Source organism: Lacibacter sediminis (assembly GCF_014168535.1).
Lineage (GTDB): Bacteria > Bacteroidota > Bacteroidia > Chitinophagales > Chitinophagaceae > Lacibacter > Lacibacter sediminis.
The window spans coordinates 4,818,010-4,844,427 of the sequence record NZ_CP060007.1; the positions used below are offsets into that span (position 1 = coordinate 4,818,010).

The window sequence follows — 26,418 nt, forward strand, 5'->3', positions numbered from 1 at the left end:
CTGATCAACAATCTTAATGAATATGAGAATCGTAAACTAAAAACTGTTTGAATCGTTCAACACAAGCCCTCTCCAACATTTCCCTATCGTCAGGGTGTGCAATTTCAATCAAGGCCTTTGCACGTTGACGTAAATTTTTTCCATACAAATGTGCAATGCCATACTCTGTTACCACGTAATGAATATGTCCACGTGTAGTTACCACACCAGCACCTTGTTTTAGAAATGGCACAATGCGGTTTATTCCTTTTGCAGTGCGTGATGTAAGTGCAATAATCGGCTTACCGCCCTCACTCAATGCAGCGCCACGCATAAAATCCATTTGTCCGCCAATACCACTGTATTGAGTTGTGCCAATACTATCAGCACAAACCTGTCCGGTAATATCAACTTCAATGGCACTGTTGATGGCCACCACTTTTGGGTTACGACGGATCACATGCGGATCATTTACATAATCAATATCAAGAAATACAAACGCAGGGTTGTCATCAACATAATCATACAGCTTGCGTGTACCTAATGCAAAACCTGTTACTGTTTTATTCGGGTGGATTTTTTTATTGACGTTGTTGATGACATCTCTTTCAACCAGATCGATAATACCATCGCTGAACATTTCGGTATGTACGCCGAGATTTTTATGATTGTGTAAGGATTTGAATACCGCATCGGGAATAGTACCAATACCCATTTGCAGGGTGCTGCCATCTTCGATCATACCGGCAATGTATCTGCCGATCTGCATTTCATCTTCACGCACTTTCACACCATAATCCACTTCAGGTAACGGTTCTTCACAATACACCATTGATGTAAACCGTTCAGTATGGATCAAACTATCACCGTGTGTACGTGGCACATTTGGATTCACCTGTGCAATAATATATTTGGCGGTGTTCACGGCGCTTCTTGCAATATCAACACTTACGCCCAGTGAGCAATAGCCATGTTTATCGGGTGGCGATACATGTACCAACGCTACATCAATTGGCAAATGGCCTTTATTGAAGAGGTCGGGAATATCGCTGAGAAACACAGGAATAAAATCGGCCCTGCCTTCATTTACCGCTTTGCGTACACTGTTACTCACGAACATACAGTTGATGTTGAAGATGCCTTCGTATTGTGGCTGGTCAACGGTAATATCTCCCTGCACGGTAATGAATACCAGCTCCACCTGCTCGAGTCTGTGCGACTGCTTAGCCAGTTCACGTAATAAATAAAGGGGGGTTTGGGCGCTGCCCTGAACAAACACCCGTTGGCCGCTCTTAACCACGGCGAGGGCCTGTTCTACTGATTGGTAATGTATATGCTTGTACATGATCGAAAGATTAGAATGCAAAAATAAAATACAACAAAGCCTTTGAAACTGCCAACAAACAGGATAAATGGTGATTACGGACAGCAATCTTTGGGCTAAATTTGCGTTCTCAAAACAACCTCCGGGAGAAAAAAGCAGTCATAATAACTGTCACCAATAAAATAAGATCCAAAAAACAGAACGTATGAAATTGTTATCGATGATTTTTTTATTTGTTGCGTTTGGTTTTACAGCAACAGCACAGAACGGAAGCAAATTACCGCCATTGGACAAATCGCCGATGGATATGTCGTATTATCCTGTGAACTATCCTGTTCTCCGTATTCAGCCGAATAAAGTAACCGAGCCCTTGATTGCCCGTGTCATTTACAGTCGACCTTCAAAGAGTGGCCGTAAAGTATTTGGTGAGTTGGTGGAGGATGGAAAGATCTGGCGACTGGGTGCCAACGAAGCAACAGAGATCGAGTTTTACCGTGATGTAAAAGTTGGCGGCAAAACGGTAAAGAAAGGTCGTTATACCATGTATGCTTTAGAGAGTGCAGCAAAATGGACGGTGATCATCAATAAAGATACTGATGTGTGGGGCGCATTTAAATACGATGCAAGTAAAGATGTGGTGCGTATTGATTGCCCTGTTACAAAAACAGCCGATGTAACCGAATCATTTACGATGCTGTTTGAAAAAGTAACCGACAAAAGTATCAACCTCATTATGGATTGGGATGAAGTGATGGTGAAAATGCCGATTAGCTGGTAAGTAAGAGTTACGAAGTATGAAGTACGACGCGAACTAAAGTTTCATCAGTTTGATAAATAGTTAATAAAGCTCTGCAGAAATGGAGGGCTTTTTCTTTTTGGTTTATCTGCATTGAAGTTCGATTTTTACAGCATGTGTGGAATTGCAGGAATTGTTTCAATGAACCCTCATCATGTTTCAGCAGAGCGTTTGAAACAGATGACGGACGCTATTGCCCATCGTGGGCCGGACGGTGAAGGTTTTTGGTTGAATGAAAACAAAACAGTTGGTTTGGGTCACCGACGATTAGCGATCATTGATTTAAGCGAAACAGGTAAACAACCAATGCATTTCCCGTTTCCCACCGGAGAAGCACGACCCGATATGGTGGAGAGAGGCCCACGTGAAAGGGCACGTTACAGCATTACTTACAACGGAGAGATCTACAATTACCTTGAACTGAAAGAAGAGTTAAAGCAGAAGGGATATACCTTCTTTACACATTCTGATACAGAAGTTATCCTGGCTGCCTATGACTATTGGAAAGAAGAATGTCTGCAACAGTTCGACGGGATGTTTGCGTTCGCTATCTGGGATGATAAAGAACAAACACTGTTTACTGCACGTGACCGTTTCGGTGAAAAACCATTCTATTATTTTTTTGATGGCGAACAATTTGTTTTTGCCAGCGAAATGAAAGCATTGTGGGCAGCAGGTGTCGAAAGAACAATTGATCACAGCATGCTGCTCAACTATATTGGTTTGGGCTGGGTGAAAAATCCGGCCAACCTGTCGCAGACTTTTTATGAAAACATCAGCGGCTTGCCACAATCACATTACCTGAAATTAGACCTGCGTAATGGGAAAAATGAAATTGCACAATACTGGGATCTTGATAAAGAAACACAATCAACTTTAACCAAAGCAGAAGCTGCTGAACAGTTTCAGCAGTTGTTCAACACATCCGTAACAAGAAGATTACGGAGCGATGTTGAAACAGGCACATCATTGAGCGGAGGCTTAGACAGCTCATCAATCGCTGCAATCATCAAATCTCAAAATCCAGGTTCCAAGTTCCAGGTATTCACTGCTTCGTTTCCCGGTTTTGAAAAAGATGAAACAGCTTATGCCAAACAGGTAGCGAATCAATTTCAACTGCAACATCATTTTGTTACACCAACGGCAGAAACATTATTCAATGATATTGAAAAATTAATTCATCACCAGGAAGAACCATTTCAATCTTCGAGCATCTATGCACAGTTCAAAGTATATGAACTGGCGAAACAACAAGGCATTAAAGTGATTTTAGATGGACAAGGCGCTGATGAAACGTTAGCAGGTTATCATAAATACATTCACTGGTTTTTGCAGGAGAAGATGCGTGAATCGTCTGTCGTAAGTCATGAGTTGAATGCCTTTGCAAATCACAATATTCCAGTTAACTGGAGCTGGAAGAATAAACTGGCTGCACGGTTCCCGGAAATGGCAGCGGTACAATTGGAAAACAAAGCCAATAAACAAATACTGAATAATAAATTCATTGCGAATAACTATCGCAAAACGAATTTCAATAAGAAAAGTATTTTCAAACCAACCGTAAGCAAGCTGAATGATCTGCTTTACTATAATACCATGCGGCTGGGCTTGGAAGAACTGCTGCGTTATGCAGATCGTAACAGCATGGCACATGGCGTGGAAGTTCGCTTGCCTTTTTTATCGCATGATTTGGTGCAATTCACTTTCTCGCTGCCTTCGCATTACAAAATTCAGAACGGGTACACGAAATATATCCTGCGTGAAAGTATGAAACAGGTGTTGCCTTCTTCCATTGTTTACCGAACCGATAAGATCGGCTATGAACCTCCGCAACAGCAATGGATGCAATCTGCAGGTTTTATGGAATTGTTGCAAACCAGCCGTCAAAAACTCGTATCAGAAAATATCCTGAAGAAAGAAATCCTGAAACAACCAGTGAATGCACAATCAGCACATGCTGTTAAGAATGATGACTGGCGTTATTTCTGTGCGGCGCATCTGTTGTAATTCCTCATCTTTGCAATCCGTCCGACGAGAGCGTCTGACGAAAAAAATATACATTATGAAACTAGATACTAAAATGATCCATGCCGGTTCACATCCCGATCCTTCAACCGGCGCTATTATGACCCCCATTTATCAAACCAGTACGTATGTGCAGGAAGCGCCGGGTGTCAACAAAGGATTTGAATATGCAAGAAGCCAGAACCCGACCCGTTTTGCATTGGAAGAAGCAGTGGCCGTAATTGAAAACGGAAAGTTTGGTTTGGTGTTTGGCAGTGGTGTGGCTGCAACAGATGCAGTGATCAAACTACTTGCACCCGGTGATGAAGTGATCGCAGCAAGTGATATGTATGGTGGTACGTATCGTTTGTTCATGAAAGTGTTTGAAAAGTTCGGATTGAAATTTATTTATGTTGATACCACCAATCCTGAAAATGTAAAAGCAGCGATTACTGCCAATACAAAACTCATTTGGTTAGAAACACCAACGAACCCGTTGATGAATATTACCGACATCAAAGCAGTTTCTGTTATCGCCAAAGAAGCGGGATCACTGCTTTGCGTTGACAATACATTTGCATCCCCTTATTTACAAAATCCGCTAGATCTTGGTGCTGATATCGTGATGCACTCTGCTACAAAATATCTTGGCGGTCACAGTGATGTGATACAAGGTTGTTTGGTGATGAATGATAAAGATCTACGTGAAAAACTATATTTCATCCAGAAAAGCTCTGGCGCAGTTCCCGGACCAATGGATTGTTTTCTTGTGTTGCGTGGTATTAAAACATTGGCTGTGCGTATGAGAGCGCATTGCGCCAACGGTGCAAAAATTGCACATTGGTTAAAAGCAAATCCAAAAGTGGCGAAAGTTTATTGGCCCGGCTTTACTGATCATCCCGGTCATGAAATCGCAAAAGCACAAATGCGTGACTTTGGGGGTATGATCAGTTTTGAATTAAAAGATGACAGTATTGAAGAAGCAAGAAGAGTATTATCATCCACGCATTTATTTGCATTGGCTGAAAGTTTAGGTGGTGTGGAGAGTTTGATCAATCACCCGGCAAGTATGACACATGCATCAATCCCCAGAGAAAAACGTATCAAAGATGGTTTGCATGATTCGCTGATCCGTTTAAGTGTGGGTATTGAAGATGCCGATGATCTGATTGAAGATCTGGCGAAAGCGATTGGGTAATGAAACAACAAGAATTAAAAAAGTTCCTTAATGCGAAGGTTGATTTCTACAATCAACCTTCGTTCATTAAAGATGATCCCATCTGCATACCTCACCTGTTTACCCAAAAACAGGATATTGAAATTGCTGGTTTCTTTGCAGCCATCTTTGCGTGGGGCAACCGCACCACCATCATCAACAAAGCAAAAGAGTTAATGCAGTTGATGGATATGCAGCCACATCAATTTTGCCTCAACCAAAACTCCGGCAGATTGAAAAAATTAGGTGGATTTAAACACAGAACATTTACTGCTGACGATCTCTATTATTTTATTGAATTTTTTCAACGGCATTACAGCAAGCATGATACTTTAGAATCCGCTTTCTTCCCAAAAAAAGGAATGTCGGTAGAAGAAGGATTGAATCATTTTAAAAACTATTTCTTTTCATTCGAACATTTGAAGCGAACCGAGAAACATGTTTCGGCACCCATGCAAAAATCAACCTGCAAGCGTTTGAATATGTATTTGCGCTGGATGGTAAGAGATGATAACAAAGGAGTCGATTTTGGTATTTGGAAAAACATCAAGCCTGCCGATCTTATTTGCCCGTTAGATGTACATGTATCAAGAGTAGCAAGACAATACGATCTGCTTCATCGAAAGCAAGACGATTGGGAAGCAGCACTTGAACTCACAGCCAATCTTCGTATCTTAGATAAGAACGATCCCGTGAAATATGATTTTGCATTATTCGGTACAGGTGTAATGGAAAATAAACTTTAGAAATCATTTCAAATGAACCCGGTTAAGCTCATCCAGTTTTTTATTCTGCTTATTGTAAACTTCATTATTGTCAGTTTAATTAACTATGCTTTTTTGGTGTGGGTTGCTAATAAAGCAGATACCACTATCAGTTCTGTACTGGTTAAAAGTGCGATCATAGCAGTTGTGTTAACAGTGTTGTTTACTTTTTACAATAAAAAGAAAGATAAATCAGATGAGTGATCCTAACCCGGATATCATCCCGTTGCTCAACAAAGAGCTGTCGTTGAAACTTTCTGAGAAGCTAGCGATGAATGAACTTGAACAACAGCTTACTGATCATATCAACCATCTTATCAATACTGACTTTGAAAAGCTGATCTATTATCTCTACCGCATTGATGTGCATGAAGCAAAAATGAAGCAATTACTGGCGCAACAAGGTGGAGAAAATGCTGCACAGTTGATCGCACGCCTCATCATCGACCGGCAATTGCAAAAGATCAAATCAAGAGCCGAGCATAGATCGAATACGATAGATGACGAAGGCGCTGAACGCTGGTAATAGACCTGCTCAATCGTTTGCCCTGTTCACGTTTGGTAAAGAGGAATCCAGTAATTTTAAGAATCAACCTAAATATGACTCATGAAATTCCTGAAACGATTGCTGAAATGGGTGCTCATTATTCTTCTTGTTCTTACAATTATTTATTTCGTTGGCCCCAACCCATCAACCCCTGTTTATACAAACACATTGCCAACAGTTCCAACTGAGGCAGCCGCTTTGGAAAACTATATCGCACAAAACGAAGCACAACATAAGATCAAACCGGAAAACGAAGCACGGATTATTTGGCACAACGATTCAACCAAACAGAAAACAGAATATGCAATTGTATATCTGCACGGTTTTTCTGCTTCGCAGGAAGAAGGCGACCCTGTGCATATGGCCATTGCCAAAAAGTTTGGCTGCAATTTATATTTAGCACGCTTAGCGGAACATGGTATTGATACAAGTGAAGCGATGTTGCATCTTACATCGGAAAAATATTGGGAGAGTGTAAAGCAAGCCTATGCCATCGGTAAACAACTTGGTAATAAAGTGATCATCATGGGCACTTCAACAGGTGGAAGTAATGCATTACAACTGGCGGCCAACTTTCCCGAGATCTCTTCGATCATTCTTTTATCACCCAATATTGCCATTAATGATCCCAATGCATGGCTTGCCAATAACCCATGGGGTTTACAAATTGCAAGACTGGTAAAGAAATCAGATTATGTTGATACAAAAGATCAACGTGATATTTATAAAGCACATTGGTACTCACATTACAGGCTTGAAGCTGTTGTGACTCTGCAGGAATATTTAGAAACAGCGATGGTTCCTGAAACATTCAGTAATGTAAAGCAGCCAACACTCATGTTGTACTATTATAAAGATGAGGTGCACCAGGATAGTGTGGTGAAAGTAAGTGCTATGCTGAACATGTTTGATGAACTTGGCACAGTATCTGAACAAAAAAGAAAAGTGGCCATGCCAAATACAGGCGATCATGTGATTGGTGGTTATATTAAATCGAACGATTACCAGGGCGTGGAAACAGAAATAACAAAGTTTATGATAGACGTTTTAAAAATGCCGCTTCAAACTAATTGATCATTTTAAACCAGAACATATGTCTTCATTATCACGCAGAGATGCGTTAAAGGCTTTAGGAATTTCCATTGGCAGCTCAATGTTGCCGCTTTCATCATGGGCCACCAATGATAACGGTGAACGCATCTATCTTCCTGAATTTGAAAATAACTTTCGTCCTGATAAACCTATCACTGTTATTACTTGTGGCGCCGGTTCAAGAGGAAATGTATATGGTAACTATGCGGTTCAATATCCTGCACAGCTTGATATTGTAGGTGTGGCCGAGCCTATTGCTATTCGCAATGAGCGCTATTCAAAAAAGCATGCGATTAAGGATGAGAATCGTTTTAAAACATGGGAAGATGTATTCAAGCGACCCAAGTTTGCAGACGCAATCCTTATAACCACTCCTGACAATCTGCATTATGGACCTTGCATGAAAGCACTGGAAATGGGTTATCATGTATTGCTGGAAAAACCAATTTCACCCAGTGAAAAAGAATGCAGAGATATATTAGCCATGACAAAGAAAACAGGGAAAATCGTTGCAGTTTGTCATGTACTCCGTTATGCGCCATACTTTGAAGAGTTGCGGAAGATCATGCAGAGTGGTGTTCTGGGTAAAGTTGTAAGTGTACAACATATCGAACCAATTGAACACACACATATGAGTCATTCGTATGTGCGTGGTAACTGGCATAACAGTAAAGAAACAACGCCTATTATTCTTGCAAAGAGTTGTCATGACCTCGATATATTACGTTGGATGATCGGAAAACAAAGCAAGAGTATTCATGCATTGGGCGATATAAGCTGGTTCAACAAGAAGAACGCACCCGAAGGAAGCACTGCACGTTGCACCGATGGTTGTAAAGTGGAAACAAGCTGTCCTTATTCGGCTTTGAAACAATATTACCGGGAACGGAAACGAACTTATGTATTCGATATGCCTGAGGAAAAAGAAAAGCACGCCGATCATATTATGGAGAAATTAAAAACAACCAATTATGGTCGTTGTGTGTACAGGATGGAAAATGATCAACCAGATCACTACACCACCAATATTCTCTTTGAAGATGGCATCACCTGCAGTTTCAGCATGGAAGCATTTACATCTTACGAAGGCCGCAGAACAAGAGTGATGGGAAGTTTGGGTGATATCGTGGGTGATATGACAACGATGGTACATACCGACTTCCTCACCGGTAAGAAAACAGAATGGAAAAATGCAACTGATATGCATGGCGGCGGCGATTGGCGCCTTGTTGCCAACTGGATCGAAGCAATATCGAAAAACGATGCTTCTTTACTCACATCAACAATTGATGCTTCTATCGAAAGTCATTTAATGGGTTTTGCTGCAGAACAAAGCAGGAAGGAGAATAAAGTGGTGCAGATAAAGCTATAACCCGTCAACATAATTTGCCCTAAACAAGTTGGGCCCCGATAGAAATCGTGGGCCCTTTTGCTTACCTCTGAAACCACAAAAAAATAGATCTTTTATGTTCAGAAAGAGTTACAACAACTCTGTGTTGCTATTATGGAAAACCTTATAATAATAAATAGTAGGGAGGAACTAATTGTTCATCAGCGGGATATTATGGAATATCAGGAGCTTTGTAAGGGAAATTGGAATTGGGTTGGACGGGGAACCAGATGTGACGAGATAAATATAGACCAGTCTTTTGGAATATGCAAGAAAAACGAACCCTTCTTTCAGTCTAAATCAATTCTTTTTCAGCGGCTTCAAATGCTTTTCGTTTTTTGAACGAATACCACCATTGCGGGGCAGTTTTCTTCAACAAAGTATCAATACCTCGCATCCCAAACAGGTTCCAGACGCCGTGCAATTTTGGCGCAATTCCCTCCTGCATCGCACGCAGGCTCATGGCAAAACCGCTATCAAGATATTCCATATGATGCCAGCAACCGGCAGGCATAAACAATGTATCGCCATGTTCAAGAATTACTTCGTAACCAATTGCCTGCTTAATAGCAGGGAACTGGTCGTAATCGGGCTTACCGTTTTTGAGATGATAATTACTGAAATCGGCCAGGCTCAAAACTTCAAAGGGTTTGCGGTACAGTTTGTACTGCTCTTCGTATGGAAACAGCAACACACGCTTGCGACCCACAAACTGTGTATGCAGGATATGCGACAGATCAATATCAAAATGCATATGTGTGATGGAAGTAGCGCCACCTACAAACAGCATGGGATATTTTTTTACAAAGCCTTTCATGTACTCTTCGGGCCAGGTAAAATCTTTGGTTAATTGAGGCGAGTGATCGAAAATATTAAAAAGGAAAATGCGCCAGCCTGCTGGGCCTTGGGAAATCATATCCACATATTCGCCAAACGTCTTGTAATCATCAGCAGTGTTGATGGGTGTGTATGCATCACTTTTGATATTATTATAAATACCTACTTTATGATGGCCCGCAGTTTGCTTCAGAAAATCCCAGTTCCATTTATCATAAGCTGGCCATGTTTTTGCAAGTGATTTAATGATCACAGGCTTGCCTGGCAGATAATATTCACGACGAAACTGCTCTGGGCTGATGGTATCAAATGTATCAACGGGTTTCAGTTGCATAAACAATCGGGACTAATAATGGGACATCCAAATATAAATGAACAATTGCAGATAAATGGTCACCCGATTGATAAAATTGGTTCAATTCAATCGTACTTTTAACTATGTTGCTGCATGTACATCCGGAAAACCCTCAGCCCCGGCAGATCAAAACCATTGTTGACTGTCTGCAAAGCGGGGGCATCATCATCTATCCCACCGATACGATCTATGGTTTGGGTTGCGATATTTTTCAGCACAAAGCCATCGAACGCATTTGCCGCATTAAAAATGTTGATCCGCAAAAAGCACAACTTTCGTTTATCTGTAATGACCTGAGCGACCTCAGCAATTACGCCAAACAAATCAGCACACCGGTTTATCGTATGCTGAAACAATACTTACCCGGACCGTATACATTCATTTTGCCAGCCAGTCGTGAAGTGCCCAAGATCCTGAAGAGTAAAAAAGATACCATCGGTTTACGAGTACCTGATAATGAAATTGCACGTACCATTATCCGTGAGTTAGGTCATCCGATTCTCAGTGCATCATTACCGGGAGAGATGGTGGAAGAATACACCGACCCTGAATACATGCACGATAATTTTAAAAAACTGGTTGACCTGGTTGTTGATGGTGGTATTGGTGGCATGGTTCCTTCAACCATTGTTGATTGTACCAATGATGAGCCGGTGGTATTGAGAGAAGGATTGGGCGAATGGGCGGGGTGAAAATGAAGAATGAAAAATGTGGAATGAGAAATAAAAAAGTAATGGAGTAGAAAAGTTGATAGGTAGATAAGTTGAACCATGCAACAAGTTACCGTTACCAGTTATGGATTGAAGTGAAGATATGTGCCTGCTGATTGCTCGGCATCAGGCCTCAGATGATGTGGAAAAACAAAAAGAAGAGCAATGAGATACAGCACCGCTCCCTCTCTATAGGAGAGGGAGATGGAGGGTGAGGCCTCAAAACAATTCCTGCACTTTCAACGGATCAATATTAAACGACTTACGGTGGTGCTCACATAATCCATGCACTTCAATTGCCTTTCGGTGTTCTTCTGTTCCATAACCTTTATTCTTCTTCCAGTTATAGTGCGGAAACTGTTCGTGCAGATTAAGCATGTATTCATCACGATAAGTTTTGGCTAAAATACTGGCCGCTGCAATGGAAGCAAAACGTCCGTCGCCTTTTACAAATGTTTTGTGTGCTGTGCGTTTGTATTTAATAAAGCGGTTACCATCAATCAGCAGTAATTGTGGTTTTTGTTTGAGTTGATCAATAGCCAGATGCATGGCTTTAAAGGATGCTTTCAGAATATTGATCTGGTCGATCTCTTCCACTTCCACTTTTGCCACTGCATAAGCCGTTGCCTGTTCTTCAATGATCAACCGTAACGCATTTCTGTTTTCTTCCTTCACCTGCTTACTGTCGTTGAGCAGTGGGTGATGAAATTCTTTTGGCAAGATCACCGCAGCTGCAAATACCGGCCCGGCATAACAACCACGCCCGGCTTCATCGCAGCCGGCTTCAAGCAGTTCTTCCTGATAAAACGAGAGTAACGACATGGCTTCAAAAGTAAGTTAACAAGCTATTGTTTCTTCAATCCAAATAAAATTTCAACATTTGCAGATGGCTACGCAACAAGTACAGGATGATCTGCTCCGCAAAAGTTATCCATTATTTGAAGATCAACTCGTCAATGAAATAGAAGAATTGGGTGAATTCAGAACATTTCCTGCCAATGAAATTCTCATGCGTAAAGGTCAATACATCCGCAGTACCATGCTGGTGTTGAATGGCCTGATCAAAGTATATCGTGAAGATGATGATGGCAATGAATTCCTTATGTATTATTTAAAACCCGGGGAAGCATGTGCCTTATCACTCGTTTGTGCGGCAAAGCACGAAGCAAGTCCCATTATGGCAAAAACAGTTGTTGAAACAGAAGTAATGATGGTGCCTGTTGATACGATGAGTGAATGGATGAGCAAATTCAAAAGCTGGTACCAATTCGTCATTGAAACCTACCGTGCCCGTTTTGATGAATTACTTGTTACATTGGATAATGTTGCTTTCCGCAGCATGGATGAGCGTTTGGAGTTTTACCTCAAACGTGCAAAAGATGCCCAGCAAACAACTTTGCTTAATATCAGCCACCAGGAAATTGCACAGGAGCTGAATACATCAAGAGAAGTAATATCAAGACTCCTCAAAAAAATGGAGCAGAAAGGGTTAGTTGGGTTGCACCGGAATGCAATTGAGTTGAAAAATTTATAAATCGCAGCCTGTGTGATTTGTATCACCAACCACTGCTGAAATTGCATTCACATTTGCAGCATGGAAATAATCGGCTATCTCGCTTCTGTTATAATTGGTATTTCACTTGGCCTCATTGGTGGCGGTGGCTCTATTTTAACAGTACCTGTTCTGGTGTATCTGTTTGGCGTTAACCCTGTATTAGCAACCGCTTACTCCTTGTTTATTGTTGGAGCCACTTCACTGGTAGGTGTTTTTCCGAAATACAAACATGGATTGGTAAATATTAAAACGGCCCTGATCTTTGGTGCACCCGCCATTGCAGCTGTTTATGCTACACGAAAATTTATTGTACCCGCCATTCCGGATGAAGTGTTCACGCTTGCAGGTTTTACTGTAACGAAACCCATTTTAATGATGCTGCTGTTTGCAGTGCTGATGGTGTTTGCATCGTACTCCATGATCAAAGGAAAGAACGAAGATGAAAATGGAAACGGTGGTGAACAGAAATTCAATTATCCATTGATACTTATAGAAGGCACAGTGGTTGGCATTTTAACAGGATTGGTTGGTGCCGGTGGCGGTTTCCTCATTATACCTGCACTGGTATTGCTCAGCAAATTGCCAATGAAACAGGCAGTCGGTACTTCTCTATTAATTATAGCAGCTAAATCATTGATCGGCTTCCTTGGCGATGTTGGCCATCAAGTCATCGATTGGAAACTACTCATCATTGTAACCGCACTGGCTATTGCAGGAATTTTTATCGGCAATTCACTCAGCAAAAAAGTATCAGGTGATAAGCTGAAGAAATGGTTTGGCTGGTTTGTATTGGTCATGGGCATTTACATCATTGTGAAAGAATTGTTTATTCGCTAAACTTCTTTTTCTGCAGCGTTTTTGTGTGACTAAAGTCATAGTTCACCGTCTCCTGAAAACACAACTTTGCATTATTCAATTCAACAATTAAAAAAAATAAAAAATATACACATGAAAATTGAACAGATCTATACCGGTTGCTTGGCACAAGGTGCTTATTATATTGAAAGCGAGGGTGAGGCAGTGGTGATTGATCCGCTACGTGAAGTAAAGCCTTATCTCGAAAAGGCAAAACGCAACAATGCCAAGATCAAGTATGTGTTTGAAACACATTTCCATGCTGATTTTGTGAGCGGTCATATCGATCTGGCAAAAGAGTCAGGTGCAAAAATCGTATATGGTCCAAATGCAAAACCCGATTTTGAATTTCACTCAGCAAAAGACGGTGAAGAATTGAAAGTAGGTAAGCTTACATTCAAAGTATTGCATACGCCAGGCCACACAATGGAAAGCACCTGTTATCTGTTGAAAGATGAACATGGAAAAGATATTGCCATTTTCACCGGTGATACATTATTCATTGGCGATGTTGGTCGTCCTGATCTTGCACAAAAAATTGTAGTGGACCTTACACAGGATATGCTTGCAGGTTATTTGTTTGATTCGCTGCGCAACAAGATCATGCCATTGTCAGATGATTTGATCGTATATCCAGCACATGGTGCAGGTAGTGCCTGTGGCAAGAACATGAGTAAAGAAACATCTGATACTTTGGGTCATCAGAAAGCAACCAACTATGCGTTGCGTGCCAACATGACCAAAGAAGAATTTATTAAAGAAGTAACAACAGGTTTGGTAGCACCTCCGCAATATTTCCCATTGAATGTAATGATGAATATTCATGGATATGACAGTATTGAAGAAGTACTGAAGCGTGGTACACAAGCCCTCAGCCCGGAAGCATTTGAAACAGCAGCAAACGAAACCGGTGCTTTAATTCTTGATACAAGAGATGCTGAAAAATTTGCACAGGGATTTGTTCCTAACTCCATCAACATCGGTATCGATGGAAGCTTTGCTCCATGGGTGGGCAGCATGATCCCCGATGTAAAACAGGAAATCTTATTGGTAACCGATGAAGGTCGTGAAGAAGAAGTGGTTACCCGTTTGGCTCGTGTAGGTTACGATTATTCACTGGGTTATTTGAAGGGCGGATTCAAAGCATGGAAAGAAGCAGGTAAAGAAATTGATCAGATCAAACGTGTATCTGCAGAAGAATTAGCAGAGATCGTAGCAAAAGATAACGATGCAAATATTCTTGATGTACGTAAAGAAAGTGAGTATAAGAGCGAGCATTTACTGAATGTAGAGAATACGCCGTTGGACTTTATTAACGACAGCATGTTAAAAGTTGATAAGAATAAAACGTACTATGTGCATTGCGCAGGTGGTTACCGCTCCATGATCTTTGTTTCGATTCTTCGTGCACGTGGTTATGTTAACCTGATCGATGTACGTGGTGGTTTCAAAGCAATGAAAGAAAGCGGTAAGTTTAACTTAACAGATTACGTTTGTCCAACTACACTTTTGTAATCAACAGTTTCTAAAAGAATGAAGGGAGGTGAAGAAATAAACCTCCTTTCATTTCAAACACAACTATGAAAAACAAAATCTTTCTCCTTGCAGTCGGCCTATTTGCAGTTCTTTCAGCGATGGCGCAAACGAAAAATGTATCGCCTGCATTTGCTGAAAAGAAATTGAATAAGAAAAAAGTAGTGGTGCTGGATGTACGTACCACAAAGGAATTCAACGAAGGACATTTGCCCAATGCAATACATATAGATGTAATGGATTCAGTTGCATTTGTACAACAGGCAGGCAAACTAAATAAAGGAAAAACCTACCTGGTTTACTGCAAAAGCGGACGACGCAGTGCCAAGGCTGCAGCAATCATGGAGCAACAGGGTTTTCGCCATATCTGGAATATGGAAGGCGGCATCACTGCCTGGAAAGGAACAATTAAACAATAAACGAAAAACCATTTAATATGAATCTGAAAGAAATCGTTCAAAACCCACAAACAACGTTTGTGGATGTACGTTCAAGAGAAGAATTTGCAGATGGACATTTCCCTGGCGCAAAAAATATTCCCTTATCGGAAATTACAAGCAGGGTTGAAGAATTAAAAGCTTCTAACAATCCGGTGGTGTTGTATTGCCGTTCCGGTGCAAGAAGCATGAATGCTTACTTTTTATTAAAGCAACTTGGTCTTGAAAATGTACACAATGCCGGTGGCATGTATGATTTACTAACCTTGAAAAATCTCAATTAACATGATCAACTTCATTAAAAAATTATTTGGACCGGGCACTGATTTCAAAGCATTACAGCAACAAGGCGCAGTTATTATTGATGTGCGTACTGCCGGTGAATTTAATGGTGGTCATATAAAAGGTGCCATTAACATTCCGGTTGACAGCATCCGTTCAAAGATCAACGACATTAAGAAAAAAGGAAAGCCGGTGATCACTTGTTGTGCCAGTGGAATGCGCAGTGGCTCTGCCACATCTATCCTGAAACAGGCGGGCGTTGAAGCATACAATGGCGGATCATGGATGAGCTTACAAAATAAAATGGCATCATGATCATTCAATGGTTGAAACAATGGAATGGTATGCGACTCCTTCGTCTTGGTATTGGTATCGTAGCAATTGTACAAGGACTTCATTCACCCACTCCTTTACTTTGGGTAATAGGTGCCGTGTTAATGATCCAGGCTGTAATGAATATCGGATGCATGGGCGGGGCTTGTGCAGTTCCGCAAAACAAACAACAAATCAAGCAAGTAAATAAGCATGAAGAATCTCTTTAAAAAAGCAGTCTGGGTTTTACCGGGATTAGTGTTAGGTGCTGTTGGTGGTTTCTTTTATTGGAAATTCTATGGTTGTGATGGTACCTGTTTGATCACATCCAGCCCGGTGAGAAGCATGATCTATTTCGGAGTCATGGGCGCTATTGTCAACAACATGTTTAAGCCTAAGCGAGAAGAAACGAAAGAGTCAACCGGGGTTTCGAACAACAATTGATCTTATCCGTTTCATTCTTCTGTACCTTAGAGAAACAGCATTTTGCAATGTAATATTTATCACATAATTCCGGCAGGTGTATATCTAACTTGCATAAACATAAATGAAACAATTCATGAGCCTGATTGATTTTATTAAACAACCGTGGCCCTGGTATGTAGCTGGCCCATTGATCGGGTTAACGGTGCCCACACTACTCATCATTGGTAATAAAACCTTTGGTATCTCTTCTTCGCTGAGGCATATCTGCGCTGCCTGTTTGCCCGGAAAAATTCCATTCTTCAATTACGATTGGAAAAAAGAGGTCTGGAATTTGTTTTTTGTGGGAGGTATTTTATTAGGAGGCTTTATTGCTTTTTTGTTCCTGCAAAATCCTGAACCAATGATCGTGAATCCAAACCTGAGTTCCGAGTTGGCTACTTACGGAATTACAAATTACGATTCACTTGTTCCTACAGAAGTGTTTAACTGGAGCAGCCTGTTTACACTGCGTGGATTTATCATGATGGTGGTGGGTGGTTTCCTGGTAGGATTCGGAACACGTTATGCAGGAGGCTGCACAAGCGGACATGCGATCATGGGTCTTTCCACTTTGCAATGGCCTTCATTGGTAGCAACCATCAGTTTTATGGTGGGTGGTTTTATCATGGCAAATCTCCTTCTTCCTTTTATTCTTAAACTCTAACGATTCATGGAACAACATAAAAATATAGCTGAAGACGAATTGGTGGTAGAACAAAAACACCATGAGTTTCTTACAGAGAATACAGATTTTGAAATGCGTTCGTTAGATGCTACCTGTTTCAACGAATCAGAACTTCAACACCCATGGTGGCATAATTTCAAATATGCGTTTGTAGGGTTATTATTTGGTATCCTCTTCGTAAAAGCAGAAGTTGTTTCCTGGTTTCGTATCCAGGAAATGTTTCGCCTGCAAAGTTTTCATATGTATGGCATCATTGGCTCTGCAGTAGTGGTTGGTATTATCAGTGTATGGCTCATCAAAAAATTCAAGATCAAAACCATTTATGGCGAACCGATTGAGTTTGTAGATAAGAAGTTCAATAAGGGACAAATTTATGGTGGTCTTCTGTTTGGTTTGGGATGGGCCGTTACCGGCGCTTGCCCCGGACCGTTATTCGCCCAAATAGGAAGTGGAGCCACTGTTATTACTGTTACATTGTTGAGTGCAATTGCAGGCACATGGGTGTATGGTAAATTCAGAGAACAACTGCCACATTAAATTTCGTAATACTAAAAGTGAATACACAGAAAACCATACTTCTTTTTATTCTGCTGCTGATCTTAATTACAGCCACACAGATTGGATGTAATGAATCAGGCGATAAGGAATTGACTGCAGTTGACTCAACCATTCAGCAAACTGTTTGGATGGGGCCACCTGCCAACCAGATCCCTTATTATTCAAGAGAAGATGGGAAACTCATCTGGTATGGTCATGAATTGATCGCTAATACTTCGAAATATCTTGGTCCGAAAGGTTCAGTGCTGCAAATCAGCAATGGAATGAATTGCCAGAACTGTCATTTGGATGCAGGTACAAAACCATGGGGTAATAACTACAGCGCTGTTTATACAACCTATCCAAAATTCAGAGATCGTTCAGGTGGTATTGAAACAATTTATAAACGTGTGAACGATTGCATGGAACGAAGTTTAAATGGAACAGCACTTGATACGAATTCAAAAGAGATGCAGGCAATTTACGCTTACATCAAATGGCTGGGCGAAGATTTAAAGAAAGGTGATAAACCAAAAGGTTCGGGCATTGTTGAACTGCCTTATCTCAACCGTGCTGCAGATCCGGGAAAAGGAAAAACAGTTTTTGTGCAGAAATGCCAAACATGTCATGGCGCTAACGGAGAAGGACAACTGAACATGGATGGTATGACTTATACGTATCCACCATTGTGGGGTAAAAACAGTTACAATGTTGGCGCAGGGTTATTTCGATTATCACGTTTCGCCGGTTATGTAAAAAACAATATGCCGCAGGGAACCGATTATCATGCCCCGCAATTGAGTGATGAAGAGGCTTGGGATGTGGCAGCATTTGTTAACTCGCAACCACGACCATCAAAAGACCTGGGTAGTGATTGGCCGGATATTTCAAAGAAACCAATCGATCATCCGTTTGGTCCTTATGCAGATACATTTACTGAACAACAACATAAGTATGGTCCATTCGCTCCAATTAAAGAGTACAGGGAGCAGCAAAAGAAATCCAGTACAAAAAAATAATCGTTAACAACAAGCATGCCTGAAAAAAATACTACACATCTCCACAACTGTTCATGCAATAGTTGTTCAGATGATCAACCGATCGCACCCATCTCTCAAAACTCAAGAAGAGATTTTTTTAAATCTGCGTCTGCAATTGCAGCAGGTGCTGTGTTGCCTGCATCCATTGTGAATGCAGTAAGTGGCGACGAATATCATGCTAAAGAACTATTCGGAAATAAAGCGGTGAAAGATGGAAAAGCAAATGTGTTTACGCTTTTGCATACCTCCGATATTCATGCACAGCTTCACACCCACGATGAATTCTTTTTTGAAAACGGGAACGCTGTTTACAAAAAACGTGGTGGCTTTGCGGTATTGAAAACAATGCTGCATACACTCAAAGCACAAAACCCAACCAACACAATTATTATTGATGGCGGCGATTGTTTCCAGGGTGGTGGTGTAGCAGCGTTAACCGAGGGCAAAGGAATTGTACCCTTAATAAACAATATTGGTTACGATCTTATACTGCCGGGCAACTGGGAAGTAGTGTATGGGAAAGATGCTATGCTGAAAGATCTTGGTGGCTACAATAGTGCAAAGATCTGTGCCAACATGTTTCATGATAATGCTGATGAATATAAGAACGATCTTATTTTTCCTCCTTACTGGACAAAAATGTTAGGTGGCGTTAAAATTGGTTTCATTGGTTATAACGATCCGCTTACACCCAAACGTCAATCGCCGGCATACAGTAAAGGCATTGTATTTACAAAACCGGAAACGAATGTGGCGAAGTATATCAAAATTCTCAAAGAGTATGAGATGTGCGCAATGGTATTCTTGGTAACACATATGGGTTTGGCGCAACAGGTTGATCTTGCCAATCAACCGGAATTACAGGGAGTTGATTATATACTTGGCGCCGATACACATGAACGTGTGCGTGTGCCAATACAAGGTAAATATGCAAAAGTTACAGAACCGGGTGCCTTCGGTTCGTTTGTTGCCAAACTTGATATCGTAATTGAAAACGGACAGATAAAAGATGAGAATTATCAATTACTTGATGTAGATCCGGATAAATACAAACCCGATCCTGGAATGGAAAGGTTGGTGGAAGAAGTAAGTGCTCCGCATAAAAAAGAACTCAATAAAGTAATCGGCAAAACCAAAACAACATTGGTACGCTATTATGTAATTGAAAATCCAATGGACAACCTGATCACCGATGCATTGATGTGGAAATTTAAAGATGCAAACGTTGATGTGGTGGTGAGTAATGGTTTTCGTTTTTGTCCGCCACTGGTTGCCGATGACAAAAAAGGTTATGCAGAGATCACCAATGATTTTTTATGGAGTATGCTGCCGGTTGAAAGCGATGTGAAAATGGGAGACGTTTCCGGCGCACAACTGCTTGATTGGATGGAAAAGGAATTGCACAATGTTTTTGCAAAAGATCCTGCCAAGCGTTTTGGTGGCTGGGTGGTTCGCTTTAAAGGAATGGAGGTGAACTTTACGATGAACAATGATTTGGGCAAACGGGTAAACCGGATTACCATCAATGGCAAACCACTTGATAAAAAGAAACAATATACCATGCTCGCCTGCGAACGTGATGGCGATCCTGATGACACGTTGTGCCGGTTAGAAAAAGTAAAGAACCCTCGCAAACCCGGCCATACGTTACATGGTATTATGCGTGAATATCTGGCTGCATACCCAATGGTAGAACCAAAAGTAGAAGGCCGTGCAACTGCAACCGATGCAGCACCAACTTTATTATCACAACTTGAAGGATATAATTATACATTTATCTGATAAAACAACTCATATGCAAGGATTAAAATTCTTACTCGTATCAGCACTGGTTATCAGTTCATCTTTTCTAAAGGCACAATCAAAAATTGTTTGGGATATGCCGTCCGGCGATACCACACAGCAACGTGTTTTGTTTAGACAGGTAAATAACGTTCTGGCTGCCGCTCCGGACACAAAAATTGAAATCGTATTTCATGGTAATTCTGTGTATGGTTTGCTGAAGGATACAGGCTATTTTAAAGAACAGATCATTGCTCTCCATAAAAGAGGTGTGGTGATGGCTGTTTGTAACAATGCTTTAAAAATGAGAAATATAAATACAAACAGAGTGATTCCTGAAGCTGTGATTGTACCCGTAGCAATTCTTGAACTGGTAAAAAAACAGGAAGAAGGCTCGAGTTATATTAAAGCCGCCAATTGATCTGCATGAAATGAGAATATGAATGATGAAACAAGGCTTACACGAAAACAGAAATCAATTTATCCTGCTGGTGCTTGTAAACGCATTTGTTGGAGCAATGGTTGGTTTGGAAAGAACGGTAATGCCCGATTATGCAGCAGCTCGTTTTCAAATGGATTCAACGGTTGCATTGGTTTCATTTATTGCAGCATTCGGCACAACGAAAGCGATCTTTAATTTACTTACGGGTTACCTGCATCAGCATTATAACCGAAAACAGATCTTATTACTGGGTTGGATTGCAGCCATACCTGTTCCCTTTCTGTTACTCTATGCGCAAGATTGGTGGATGGTGATTGTTGCCAATATTTTCCTGGGTATTAATCAAGGGCTGGCATGGTCATCAACTGTTGTGATGAAAGTTGACTTGGTAGGATCGAAGAACCGTGGACTGGCAATGGGCATTAATGAATTTGCCGGCTATGTAGCTGTGGGGTTAGCCGGGTATCTTGCAACAAGTCTTGCACATACATACGGTGCAGGATTTTATCCGTTTGTACCGGGAATCTTTTTTGTGGTGATTGGTTTTTTATTATCGTGGTTACTGGTAAAAGATACCACTGCATTTGTAACACATGAACAGCAAGCAACTGAACAACGAACATTCAAATCACTTTGGAAAGAAGTAAGTTTCCGTCATTTCAATATGGGTAGTGTAAACATCAATGGATTTATTAATAACCTGAATGATGGTGTGTTGTGGGGTCTGTTACCTATCTGGTTATTATCAAATGGATACAGCATTTTAGAAACCGGAAGTATTGCTGCCATTTATCCTGCAGTATGGGGTATCAGCCAATTATTTGCAGGAAAATCAGGCGATCATTTTTGTAAAAAACAACTGCTTACCGTTGGCATGTTGTTGCAGGCAGCAGGTATTATTCTTCTTGTGATCGGCACTGCAAAAGTTTTTGTGATTACAGCCATGGTGCTGATGGGCTTGGGAACAGGTTTGGTTTATCCAAACTTTCTCACTGTTATTGCAGAAAATCTTTCACCTGCTCAGCGTTCAAAAGGATTAAGCATTTTCCGGTTCTGGAGAGATCTTGGTTATGTTGCAGGCGCATTAGGTGCAGGATTAATTGCAGAACTTTTCAGTATACCCGTTGCATTTACAGTTGTTGCAGCTCTTACAGCAGCAGCCGGCATTATGGCCAATATACGCATGTGTTGCACCTTTAAATTATTATGGCGCAGCCATACCTGCACAGAAGCTGCTGCATATTGAGCTATCTTTCCTATACAAAACAAATATTACCCGTCATATAAACAACATGTGAACACCTTCACCTTCGCTTCGTTTATAAAAATCACCCACAGTAATAATATCATCAACACCTTCGTACAAATCTTCTTCTTTGTAATGGAACATATCAAACGCAAGTTTGCAGGCCCACATTTTTACACCGGATGCATATAAAATATCCAGGAACTCAGGGATCTCAGGCATATCTACTTTTTCCATTTCTTTTTTCATCATAGTTGTTGCCAAGGCTTCCATACCAGGCAGTCCACCAATCATTGTGGGTATATGCATAGCAGGATTACCTACGGTAGCAACATGCAGACTGTCCAGTTTCTTTTTATTGATTGCTTCCAATCCAAAAAAAGTAAAAAATATCTCTGATTCAATTCCCTCCATACGTGCTCCGTTAGCTAGCACAAAAGCAGCATATACATTTTCCAATGATGCTTTTGATAAGATGATCATCATCTTTTTTATTTTTCCATTATTCTCGCTCATGACTATTCATTTTTAAGTTTGTTAAATACAACTGGCGGGTTTGGGTATGCCGGCAATTTTGGTTGAAGTTTTCAACGGTGCGTTTGGAAATAAAGAATAGAATTCTTTTATATCCACCACACCACTTTTTCCAACACGCCTGATGCTGAGGGCAACCTGGTTCTGCTGTTCTTTTTGCAGATACTTCAGTACTTCCCAATGGCGGGGTGTAAGATCAATGTTGGCTTCAGTTGCCAATTCTTTTCCAACATTCTCATCCCATTGACTGAAATCTGTTAAATAACCTTCTTCGTTTACGGCAATTGTTTTGCCGGCGATTGTCTTTTCCATAACATGTATTTAATAAGTGAATGATTTAGTTATAATGTTTTCCGCTTTCGCTCATGGTTGCTGATACAAACGGAATATGTGTTCCTTTCAATAATACATTCCAATAGATCCAGCGAAAGGCGAGTTTACCCATATGGTTCATGCGGCTTTCTTTCAATAAACGCAACGGACCGATTCCTGCAAAAGGAAAGCTTCCTTCAACAGGTTCATGTGTATAGTTAAAATCGATGAGCAAGGCTTTACCGCCACCTGTTTCAATAAAACAATTGGCATGTCCATCAAATTCTTCTTTCAATGGTTCACCTTTTACATAACGGAGAATATTTTCGGTAAGAATTTCCGCTTCAAAGTGGGCAACAGATCCCGCCTTTGATGCAGGGATATTGCTTGCATCGCCCAATACAAAAATATTCGCATAGTCTTTCGATTGCAAGGTTGCTTTATTGGTAGGCACATAATTCAAATCATCGCCCATACCCGAACGCTCCATTAATGCATCGCCTTTGTTTGTGGGAACAGTTACCAAAATATCAAATGGAATTTCCTTGCCGCCGTAATCAACAATGGTTTTCTTTTCATTGTCTACCTGCTCAATGGCAAAATCACTTTCAATGTTGATTCCTTTTTCGTGCAGCAAATGCTCCAGTGCTTCTGTTGCTTTTGGTTTTGTAAATGCACCGCTTAATGGAGTTACATACGTAATCTCCACTTTGTCACGCATATGCTTGTGTTTAAAGAATGAATCTGCCAGGAAAGCAAATTCCAATGGTGCTACCGGGCATTTGATCGGCATTTCCGTAATATGTACAACCAATTTACCTCCTTTCCAATCTCTCAATTTATTACGTAATGCCAATGCTCCTTCAAATGTGTAGAAATCAAAAACAGATTTCTGCCATTCTTCGCCACCCATGCCTTCTGTTTCTTCGGGTGCAATTTTTGCGCCTGTAGCAACTATCAGAACATCGTATTTTAATTCAGTACTGTCTTTCAGTTGAATTTTATTTTCAGTTGGAACAATGCGTTCAATTTTACGCTTCAGCAGTGTTACATCTTTTGGAATAAACTCTTCAATTGTTTTTATAATATCATCCGGTGTATAAAGATCAAAGGGGAGAAAAAGATAACCGGGCTGATAGTGGTGCTCTTCACGTTCATCAACTATAGTTATTTGCCAATCGGGTTGTTTTAATTCATGATGCAGATGATTTGCCATCATCGTTCCCGCAGTACCTGCACCGAGTATAACAAGATTTTTCATGTGTTCATTTTTATTGTTTTTTAGCCACATAGTATAAACAATAAAAATTATCATCGACTTTGTATATCCCGATAGCTATCGGAATAGCTTGATAATTTTTATGTTTATTTCATTTGCTGATTGTTTTACTGTTTGATTTATGACACAGTAAAAGTCGATCAGCAACACGTATTGTTTAATGACCACTATGCGTTTGCAAAATGATCCTTGTCAAGAAAAAATGCAAACTCGTTTATATACTTACTGTTGTGTGATTTTTGTCACAACAAAAATTGCTGAAACCCTTGTGCTGTGTAACTTTTAGCACATAACAATCCCCTTTCCAATAACAGGCTTTTATATGATTAAAATCACAAGTTGCACTTACTGCGTACTCTACTTTTGAGTCATTAAAAATGTAATAATGAAGTATATCATTGTAGGAGCTGTTGCAGGAGGTGCCAGTACTGCCGCCAGATTAAGAAGATTAGATGAACATGCCGAGATCATCATTTTTGAAAAAGGAGAATATATTTCCTTTGCAAATTGTGGCTTGCCGTACTATATCGGTGAAGTGATCAAAGACAGAAACAAGCTATTTGTACAAACCGCTGCAGCTTTTAATCAACGATTTAATATTGATGTACGTGTGCAAACCGAAGTAACCGCCATCAATCCATCAGCAAAAACCATCACTGCTATTAAACAAGCCACAGGTGAAGTGTATGAAGAAACCTATGACAAACTTATTCTTTCACCGGGGGCAGAGCCCGTTCGTCCACCATTACCTGGTATTAACAGCGAAGGCATCTTCACCTTACGAAACGTGAGAGATACTGACTATATCAAAAGTTACGTGCAGCAAAAACATGTAACGAAAGCAGTGATCATTGGTGCCGGCTTTATCGGATTGGAAATGGCAGAAAACTTTCATGATCTTGGTTTAGATGTAACAGTTATTGAAATGATCGACCAGGTAATGGCACCGGTTGACTATCCTGTTGCCTCATTTGTGCAGCAACATATCCGCTCAAAAAAAGTACATCTTCGTTTGAACACAGCCGTTACAGGCTTTACAAAAACCGGTGATAAAATTGAAGTGGCGTTGAACAATGGCGAAGTATTATTGGCAGATGTCGTGTTACTATCTATTGGTGTTCGACCTGATACCAGGCTTGCTGCAATGGCAGGTTTAAAACTCGGGCAGGCAAAAGGTATTTGGGTAAATGAGTTTTTACAAACATCTGACCCTGATATTTATGCGGTTGGTGATGCAATTGAATTTGAAAATCCTGTAACACATCAATCAATGATCACTTACCTCGCAGGACCAGCCAATAAACAAGGGCGCATCTGTGCAGATAATGTAGTGCTTGGAAATACACGTTCTTACAAAGGTTCCATCAACACCGCAATTGTAAAAGTATTTGACATGACGGTTGGCACAACCGGCACTGCATCGAAACATTTAACTGCTGCAGGTATTGAGCATATCGTTTCAACTACACACAACGGATCGCATGCAGGTTATTATCCCGGCGCAAAACAAATGACAATACAAATTGCTTTTACACCTAAAGACGGACGTTTGCTAAGTGCACAAATTGCAGGCTATGATGGTGTTGATAAACGTCTTGATGTATTTGCATCTTATATCAAACAAGGCAAGAGCGTTTACGATCTGATTGAGTTTGAACATGCGTATGCACCACCATATTCGTCAGCAAAAGATCCCGTGAACATGGCTGGTTTTGTTGCAGAGAATATTCTTCTGGATCGGTTGCGTGTATTTTACTGGAATGAAATTGAACAACTGAAACCCGGTGACCTGTTGATTGATGTACGAAGATTGGATGAATATGAAGCAGGTAATATTCCTGGCGCCATCAACATACCTGTTGATGACTTAAGAAACAGACTTCATGAAATTCCAAAAGAAAAAAGGATCTATATCTATTGCGAAGCCGGTTTGCGTGGCTACCTGGCCCAGCGCATCTTGCGACAAAATGGGTTCAACAAAGTTGCGAATCTTTCCGGTGGCTATATTTTGTGGAAGGCTTGTACAACTGAAGCCAATAAGCTGATAACTGTTACCGGGGATTTTCTTGTTCATCAGTAAAAATGGGAACTGTTCCTCGCCTACCTTT

At 40.7% G+C, this 26,418-nt stretch carries 30 protein-coding genes; 24 read left to right on the forward strand and 6 right to left on the reverse strand.

Annotated features, from left to right (window positions below; genetic code table 11):
• Nucleotides 1-13: 13 nt before the first annotated feature.
• Complete coding sequence (locus H4075_RS20380) at nucleotides 14-1,324, reverse strand: acetyl-CoA hydrolase/transferase family protein (RefSeq protein WP_182802654.1); 1,311 nt, start codon at nucleotides 1,322-1,324, stop codon at nucleotides 14-16.
• A 184-nt stretch (nucleotides 1,325-1,508) separates the two neighbouring features.
• On the opposite strand from H4075_RS20380, the gene H4075_RS20385 reads away from it, so the two are divergent.
• The 8 genes from H4075_RS20385 (at nucleotide 1,509) to H4075_RS20420 (ending at nucleotide 9,094) form a co-directional block, all read left to right on the forward strand.
• A complete protein-coding gene (locus H4075_RS20385; RefSeq protein WP_182802655.1) occupies nucleotides 1,509-2,081 on the forward strand; it encodes a DUF2911 domain-containing protein in 573 nt (190 codons plus the stop codon).
• Nucleotides 2,082-2,213: 132 nt separating this feature from the next.
• Nucleotides 2,214-4,106: an asparagine synthase (glutamine-hydrolyzing) gene (gene asnB, locus H4075_RS20390; protein ID WP_182802656.1), complete on the forward strand. Its 1,893-nt coding sequence runs from the start codon at nucleotides 2,214-2,216 to the stop codon at nucleotides 4,104-4,106.
• Nucleotides 4,069-5,301: a cystathionine gamma-synthase gene (locus tag H4075_RS20395; RefSeq protein ID WP_182806749.1), complete on the forward strand. Its 1,233-nt coding sequence runs from the start codon at nucleotides 4,069-4,071 to the stop codon at nucleotides 5,299-5,301. Before asnB ends, H4075_RS20395 begins: the two co-directional genes overlap by 38 nt.
• A complete protein-coding gene (locus H4075_RS20400) occupies nucleotides 5,301-6,065 on the forward strand; it encodes a TIGR02757 family protein (protein ID WP_182802657.1) in 765 nt (254 codons plus the stop codon). Before H4075_RS20395 ends, H4075_RS20400 begins: the two co-directional genes overlap by 1 nt.
• A gap of 12 nt (nucleotides 6,066-6,077) precedes the next feature.
• Entirely contained in the window at nucleotides 6,078-6,287 is a 210-nt protein-coding gene (locus H4075_RS20405; protein WP_182802658.1) for a hypothetical protein, read from the forward strand.
• Nucleotides 6,280-6,609 (forward strand): hypothetical protein, encoded by a 330-nt coding sequence (locus H4075_RS20410; protein WP_182802659.1) that lies wholly within the window; start codon nucleotides 6,280-6,282, stop codon nucleotides 6,607-6,609. Before H4075_RS20405 ends, H4075_RS20410 begins: the two co-directional genes overlap by 8 nt.
• 81 nt (nucleotides 6,610-6,690) lie before the next feature.
• Nucleotides 6,691-7,704, forward strand: a complete 1,014-nt coding sequence (locus tag H4075_RS20415) for an alpha/beta hydrolase (RefSeq protein ID WP_220494807.1) — start codon at nucleotides 6,691-6,693, stop codon at nucleotides 7,702-7,704.
• Nucleotides 7,705-7,723: 19 nt separating this feature from the next.
• Nucleotides 7,724-9,094, forward strand: a complete 1,371-nt coding sequence (locus H4075_RS20420; protein WP_182802660.1) for a Gfo/Idh/MocA family protein — start codon at nucleotides 7,724-7,726, stop codon at nucleotides 9,092-9,094.
• Nucleotides 9,095-9,407: 313 nt separating this feature from the next.
• Here H4075_RS20420 and H4075_RS20425 read toward each other — a convergent pair whose 3' ends face one another.
• Nucleotides 9,408-10,283: a cupin-like domain-containing protein gene (locus H4075_RS20425; protein WP_182802661.1), complete on the reverse strand. Its 876-nt coding sequence runs from the start codon at nucleotides 10,281-10,283 to the stop codon at nucleotides 9,408-9,410.
• Nucleotides 10,284-10,387: 104 nt separating this feature from the next.
• Here H4075_RS20425 and H4075_RS20430 point away from each other — a divergent pair, with 104 nt between their 5' ends.
• Complete coding sequence (locus H4075_RS20430; protein ID WP_182802662.1) at nucleotides 10,388-10,996, forward strand: L-threonylcarbamoyladenylate synthase; 609 nt, start codon at nucleotides 10,388-10,390, stop codon at nucleotides 10,994-10,996.
• A 237-nt stretch (nucleotides 10,997-11,233) separates the two neighbouring features.
• Here H4075_RS20430 and H4075_RS20435 read toward each other — a convergent pair whose 3' ends face one another.
• A complete protein-coding gene (locus H4075_RS20435; RefSeq protein ID WP_182802663.1) occupies nucleotides 11,234-11,836 on the reverse strand; it encodes a ribonuclease HII in 603 nt (200 codons plus the stop codon).
• A gap of 64 nt (nucleotides 11,837-11,900) precedes the next feature.
• Here H4075_RS20435 and H4075_RS20440 point away from each other — a divergent pair, with 64 nt between their 5' ends.
• From H4075_RS20440 to H4075_RS20505, 14 genes are all read left to right on the forward strand, one after another.
• Nucleotides 11,901-12,548 carry a Crp/Fnr family transcriptional regulator gene (locus H4075_RS20440; protein ID WP_182802664.1) on the forward strand — a complete coding sequence of 216 codons (648 nt, stop codon included), beginning with the start codon at nucleotides 11,901-11,903 and terminating at the stop codon, nucleotides 12,546-12,548.
• A gap of 60 nt (nucleotides 12,549-12,608) precedes the next feature.
• A complete protein-coding gene (locus H4075_RS20445; RefSeq protein WP_182802665.1) occupies nucleotides 12,609-13,406 on the forward strand; it encodes a sulfite exporter TauE/SafE family protein in 798 nt (265 codons plus the stop codon).
• A 111-nt stretch (nucleotides 13,407-13,517) separates the two neighbouring features.
• On the forward strand, nucleotides 13,518-14,939 hold the full coding sequence (locus H4075_RS20450) for an MBL fold metallo-hydrolase (protein ID WP_182802666.1): 1,422 nt from the start codon (nucleotides 13,518-13,520) through the stop codon (nucleotides 14,937-14,939).
• A gap of 65 nt (nucleotides 14,940-15,004) precedes the next feature.
• Nucleotides 15,005-15,376 (forward strand): rhodanese-like domain-containing protein, encoded by a 372-nt coding sequence (locus H4075_RS20455; RefSeq protein WP_220494809.1) that lies wholly within the window; start codon nucleotides 15,005-15,007, stop codon nucleotides 15,374-15,376.
• A 17-nt stretch (nucleotides 15,377-15,393) separates the two neighbouring features.
• The gene (locus tag H4075_RS20460) at nucleotides 15,394-15,678 is read left to right on the forward strand and encodes a rhodanese-like domain-containing protein (RefSeq protein ID WP_182802667.1); all 285 of its coding nucleotides are present in this window, start codon (nucleotides 15,394-15,396) and stop codon (nucleotides 15,676-15,678) included.
• A 1-nt stretch (nucleotide 15,679) separates the two neighbouring features.
• Entirely contained in the window at nucleotides 15,680-15,991 is a 312-nt protein-coding gene (locus H4075_RS20465) for a rhodanese-like domain-containing protein (RefSeq protein WP_182802668.1), read from the forward strand.
• Nucleotides 15,988-16,218, forward strand: a complete 231-nt coding sequence (locus tag H4075_RS20470) for a hypothetical protein (RefSeq protein WP_182802669.1) — start codon at nucleotides 15,988-15,990, stop codon at nucleotides 16,216-16,218. Before H4075_RS20465 ends, H4075_RS20470 begins: the two co-directional genes overlap by 4 nt.
• On the forward strand, nucleotides 16,202-16,432 hold the full coding sequence (locus tag H4075_RS20475; RefSeq protein ID WP_182802670.1) for a hypothetical protein: 231 nt from the start codon (nucleotides 16,202-16,204) through the stop codon (nucleotides 16,430-16,432). The genes H4075_RS20470 and H4075_RS20475 overlap by 17 nt, the downstream gene beginning before the upstream one ends.
• 115 nt (nucleotides 16,433-16,547) lie before the next feature.
• Nucleotides 16,548-17,117 (forward strand): YeeE/YedE family protein, encoded by a 570-nt coding sequence (locus tag H4075_RS20480; RefSeq protein ID WP_220494811.1) that lies wholly within the window; start codon nucleotides 16,548-16,550, stop codon nucleotides 17,115-17,117.
• A 6-nt stretch (nucleotides 17,118-17,123) separates the two neighbouring features.
• Entirely contained in the window at nucleotides 17,124-17,675 is a 552-nt protein-coding gene (locus H4075_RS20485; RefSeq protein WP_182802671.1) for a DUF6691 family protein, read from the forward strand.
• 17 nt (nucleotides 17,676-17,692) lie between these two features.
• Entirely contained in the window at nucleotides 17,693-18,694 is a 1,002-nt protein-coding gene (locus H4075_RS20490) for a c-type cytochrome (protein ID WP_255460249.1), read from the forward strand.
• Between the two features lie 15 nt (nucleotides 18,695-18,709).
• On the forward strand, nucleotides 18,710-20,497 hold the full coding sequence (locus tag H4075_RS20495) for a 5'-nucleotidase C-terminal domain-containing protein (protein ID WP_182802672.1): 1,788 nt from the start codon (nucleotides 18,710-18,712) through the stop codon (nucleotides 20,495-20,497).
• Between the two features lie 13 nt (nucleotides 20,498-20,510).
• Complete coding sequence (locus H4075_RS20500; protein ID WP_182802673.1) at nucleotides 20,511-20,918, forward strand: DsrE family protein; 408 nt, start codon at nucleotides 20,511-20,513, stop codon at nucleotides 20,916-20,918.
• A 22-nt stretch (nucleotides 20,919-20,940) separates the two neighbouring features.
• Nucleotides 20,941-22,185, forward strand: coding sequence for an MFS transporter (locus tag H4075_RS20505; RefSeq protein WP_182802674.1), 1,245 nt, complete (start codon nucleotides 20,941-20,943; stop codon nucleotides 22,183-22,185).
• Between the two features lie 33 nt (nucleotides 22,186-22,218).
• On the opposite strand, the gene H4075_RS20510 is transcribed toward H4075_RS20505, so the two are convergent.
• Genes H4075_RS20510 through sqr form a run of 3 tightly spaced genes read right to left on the reverse strand, consistent with a single transcriptional unit; the run spans nucleotide 22,219 to nucleotide 24,292 of the window.
• A complete protein-coding gene (locus H4075_RS20510) occupies nucleotides 22,219-22,701 on the reverse strand; it encodes a DsrE/DsrF/DrsH-like family protein (RefSeq protein WP_182802675.1) in 483 nt (160 codons plus the stop codon).
• Between the two features lie 21 nt (nucleotides 22,702-22,722).
• Nucleotides 22,723-23,031, reverse strand: a complete 309-nt coding sequence (locus H4075_RS20515; RefSeq protein ID WP_182802676.1) for a TusE/DsrC/DsvC family sulfur relay protein — start codon at nucleotides 23,029-23,031, stop codon at nucleotides 22,723-22,725.
• A gap of 25 nt (nucleotides 23,032-23,056) precedes the next feature.
• Entirely contained in the window at nucleotides 23,057-24,292 is a 1,236-nt protein-coding gene (sqr, locus tag H4075_RS20520) for a type III sulfide quinone reductase, selenoprotein subtype (protein WP_182802677.1), read from the reverse strand.
• Between the two features lie 403 nt (nucleotides 24,293-24,695).
• Here sqr and H4075_RS20525 point away from each other — a divergent pair, with 403 nt between their 5' ends.
• Nucleotides 24,696-26,390 carry an FAD-dependent oxidoreductase gene (locus H4075_RS20525; RefSeq protein WP_182802678.1) on the forward strand — a complete coding sequence of 565 codons (1,695 nt, stop codon included), beginning with the start codon at nucleotides 24,696-24,698 and terminating at the stop codon, nucleotides 26,388-26,390.
• Nucleotides 26,391-26,418 lie beyond the last annotated feature (28 nt).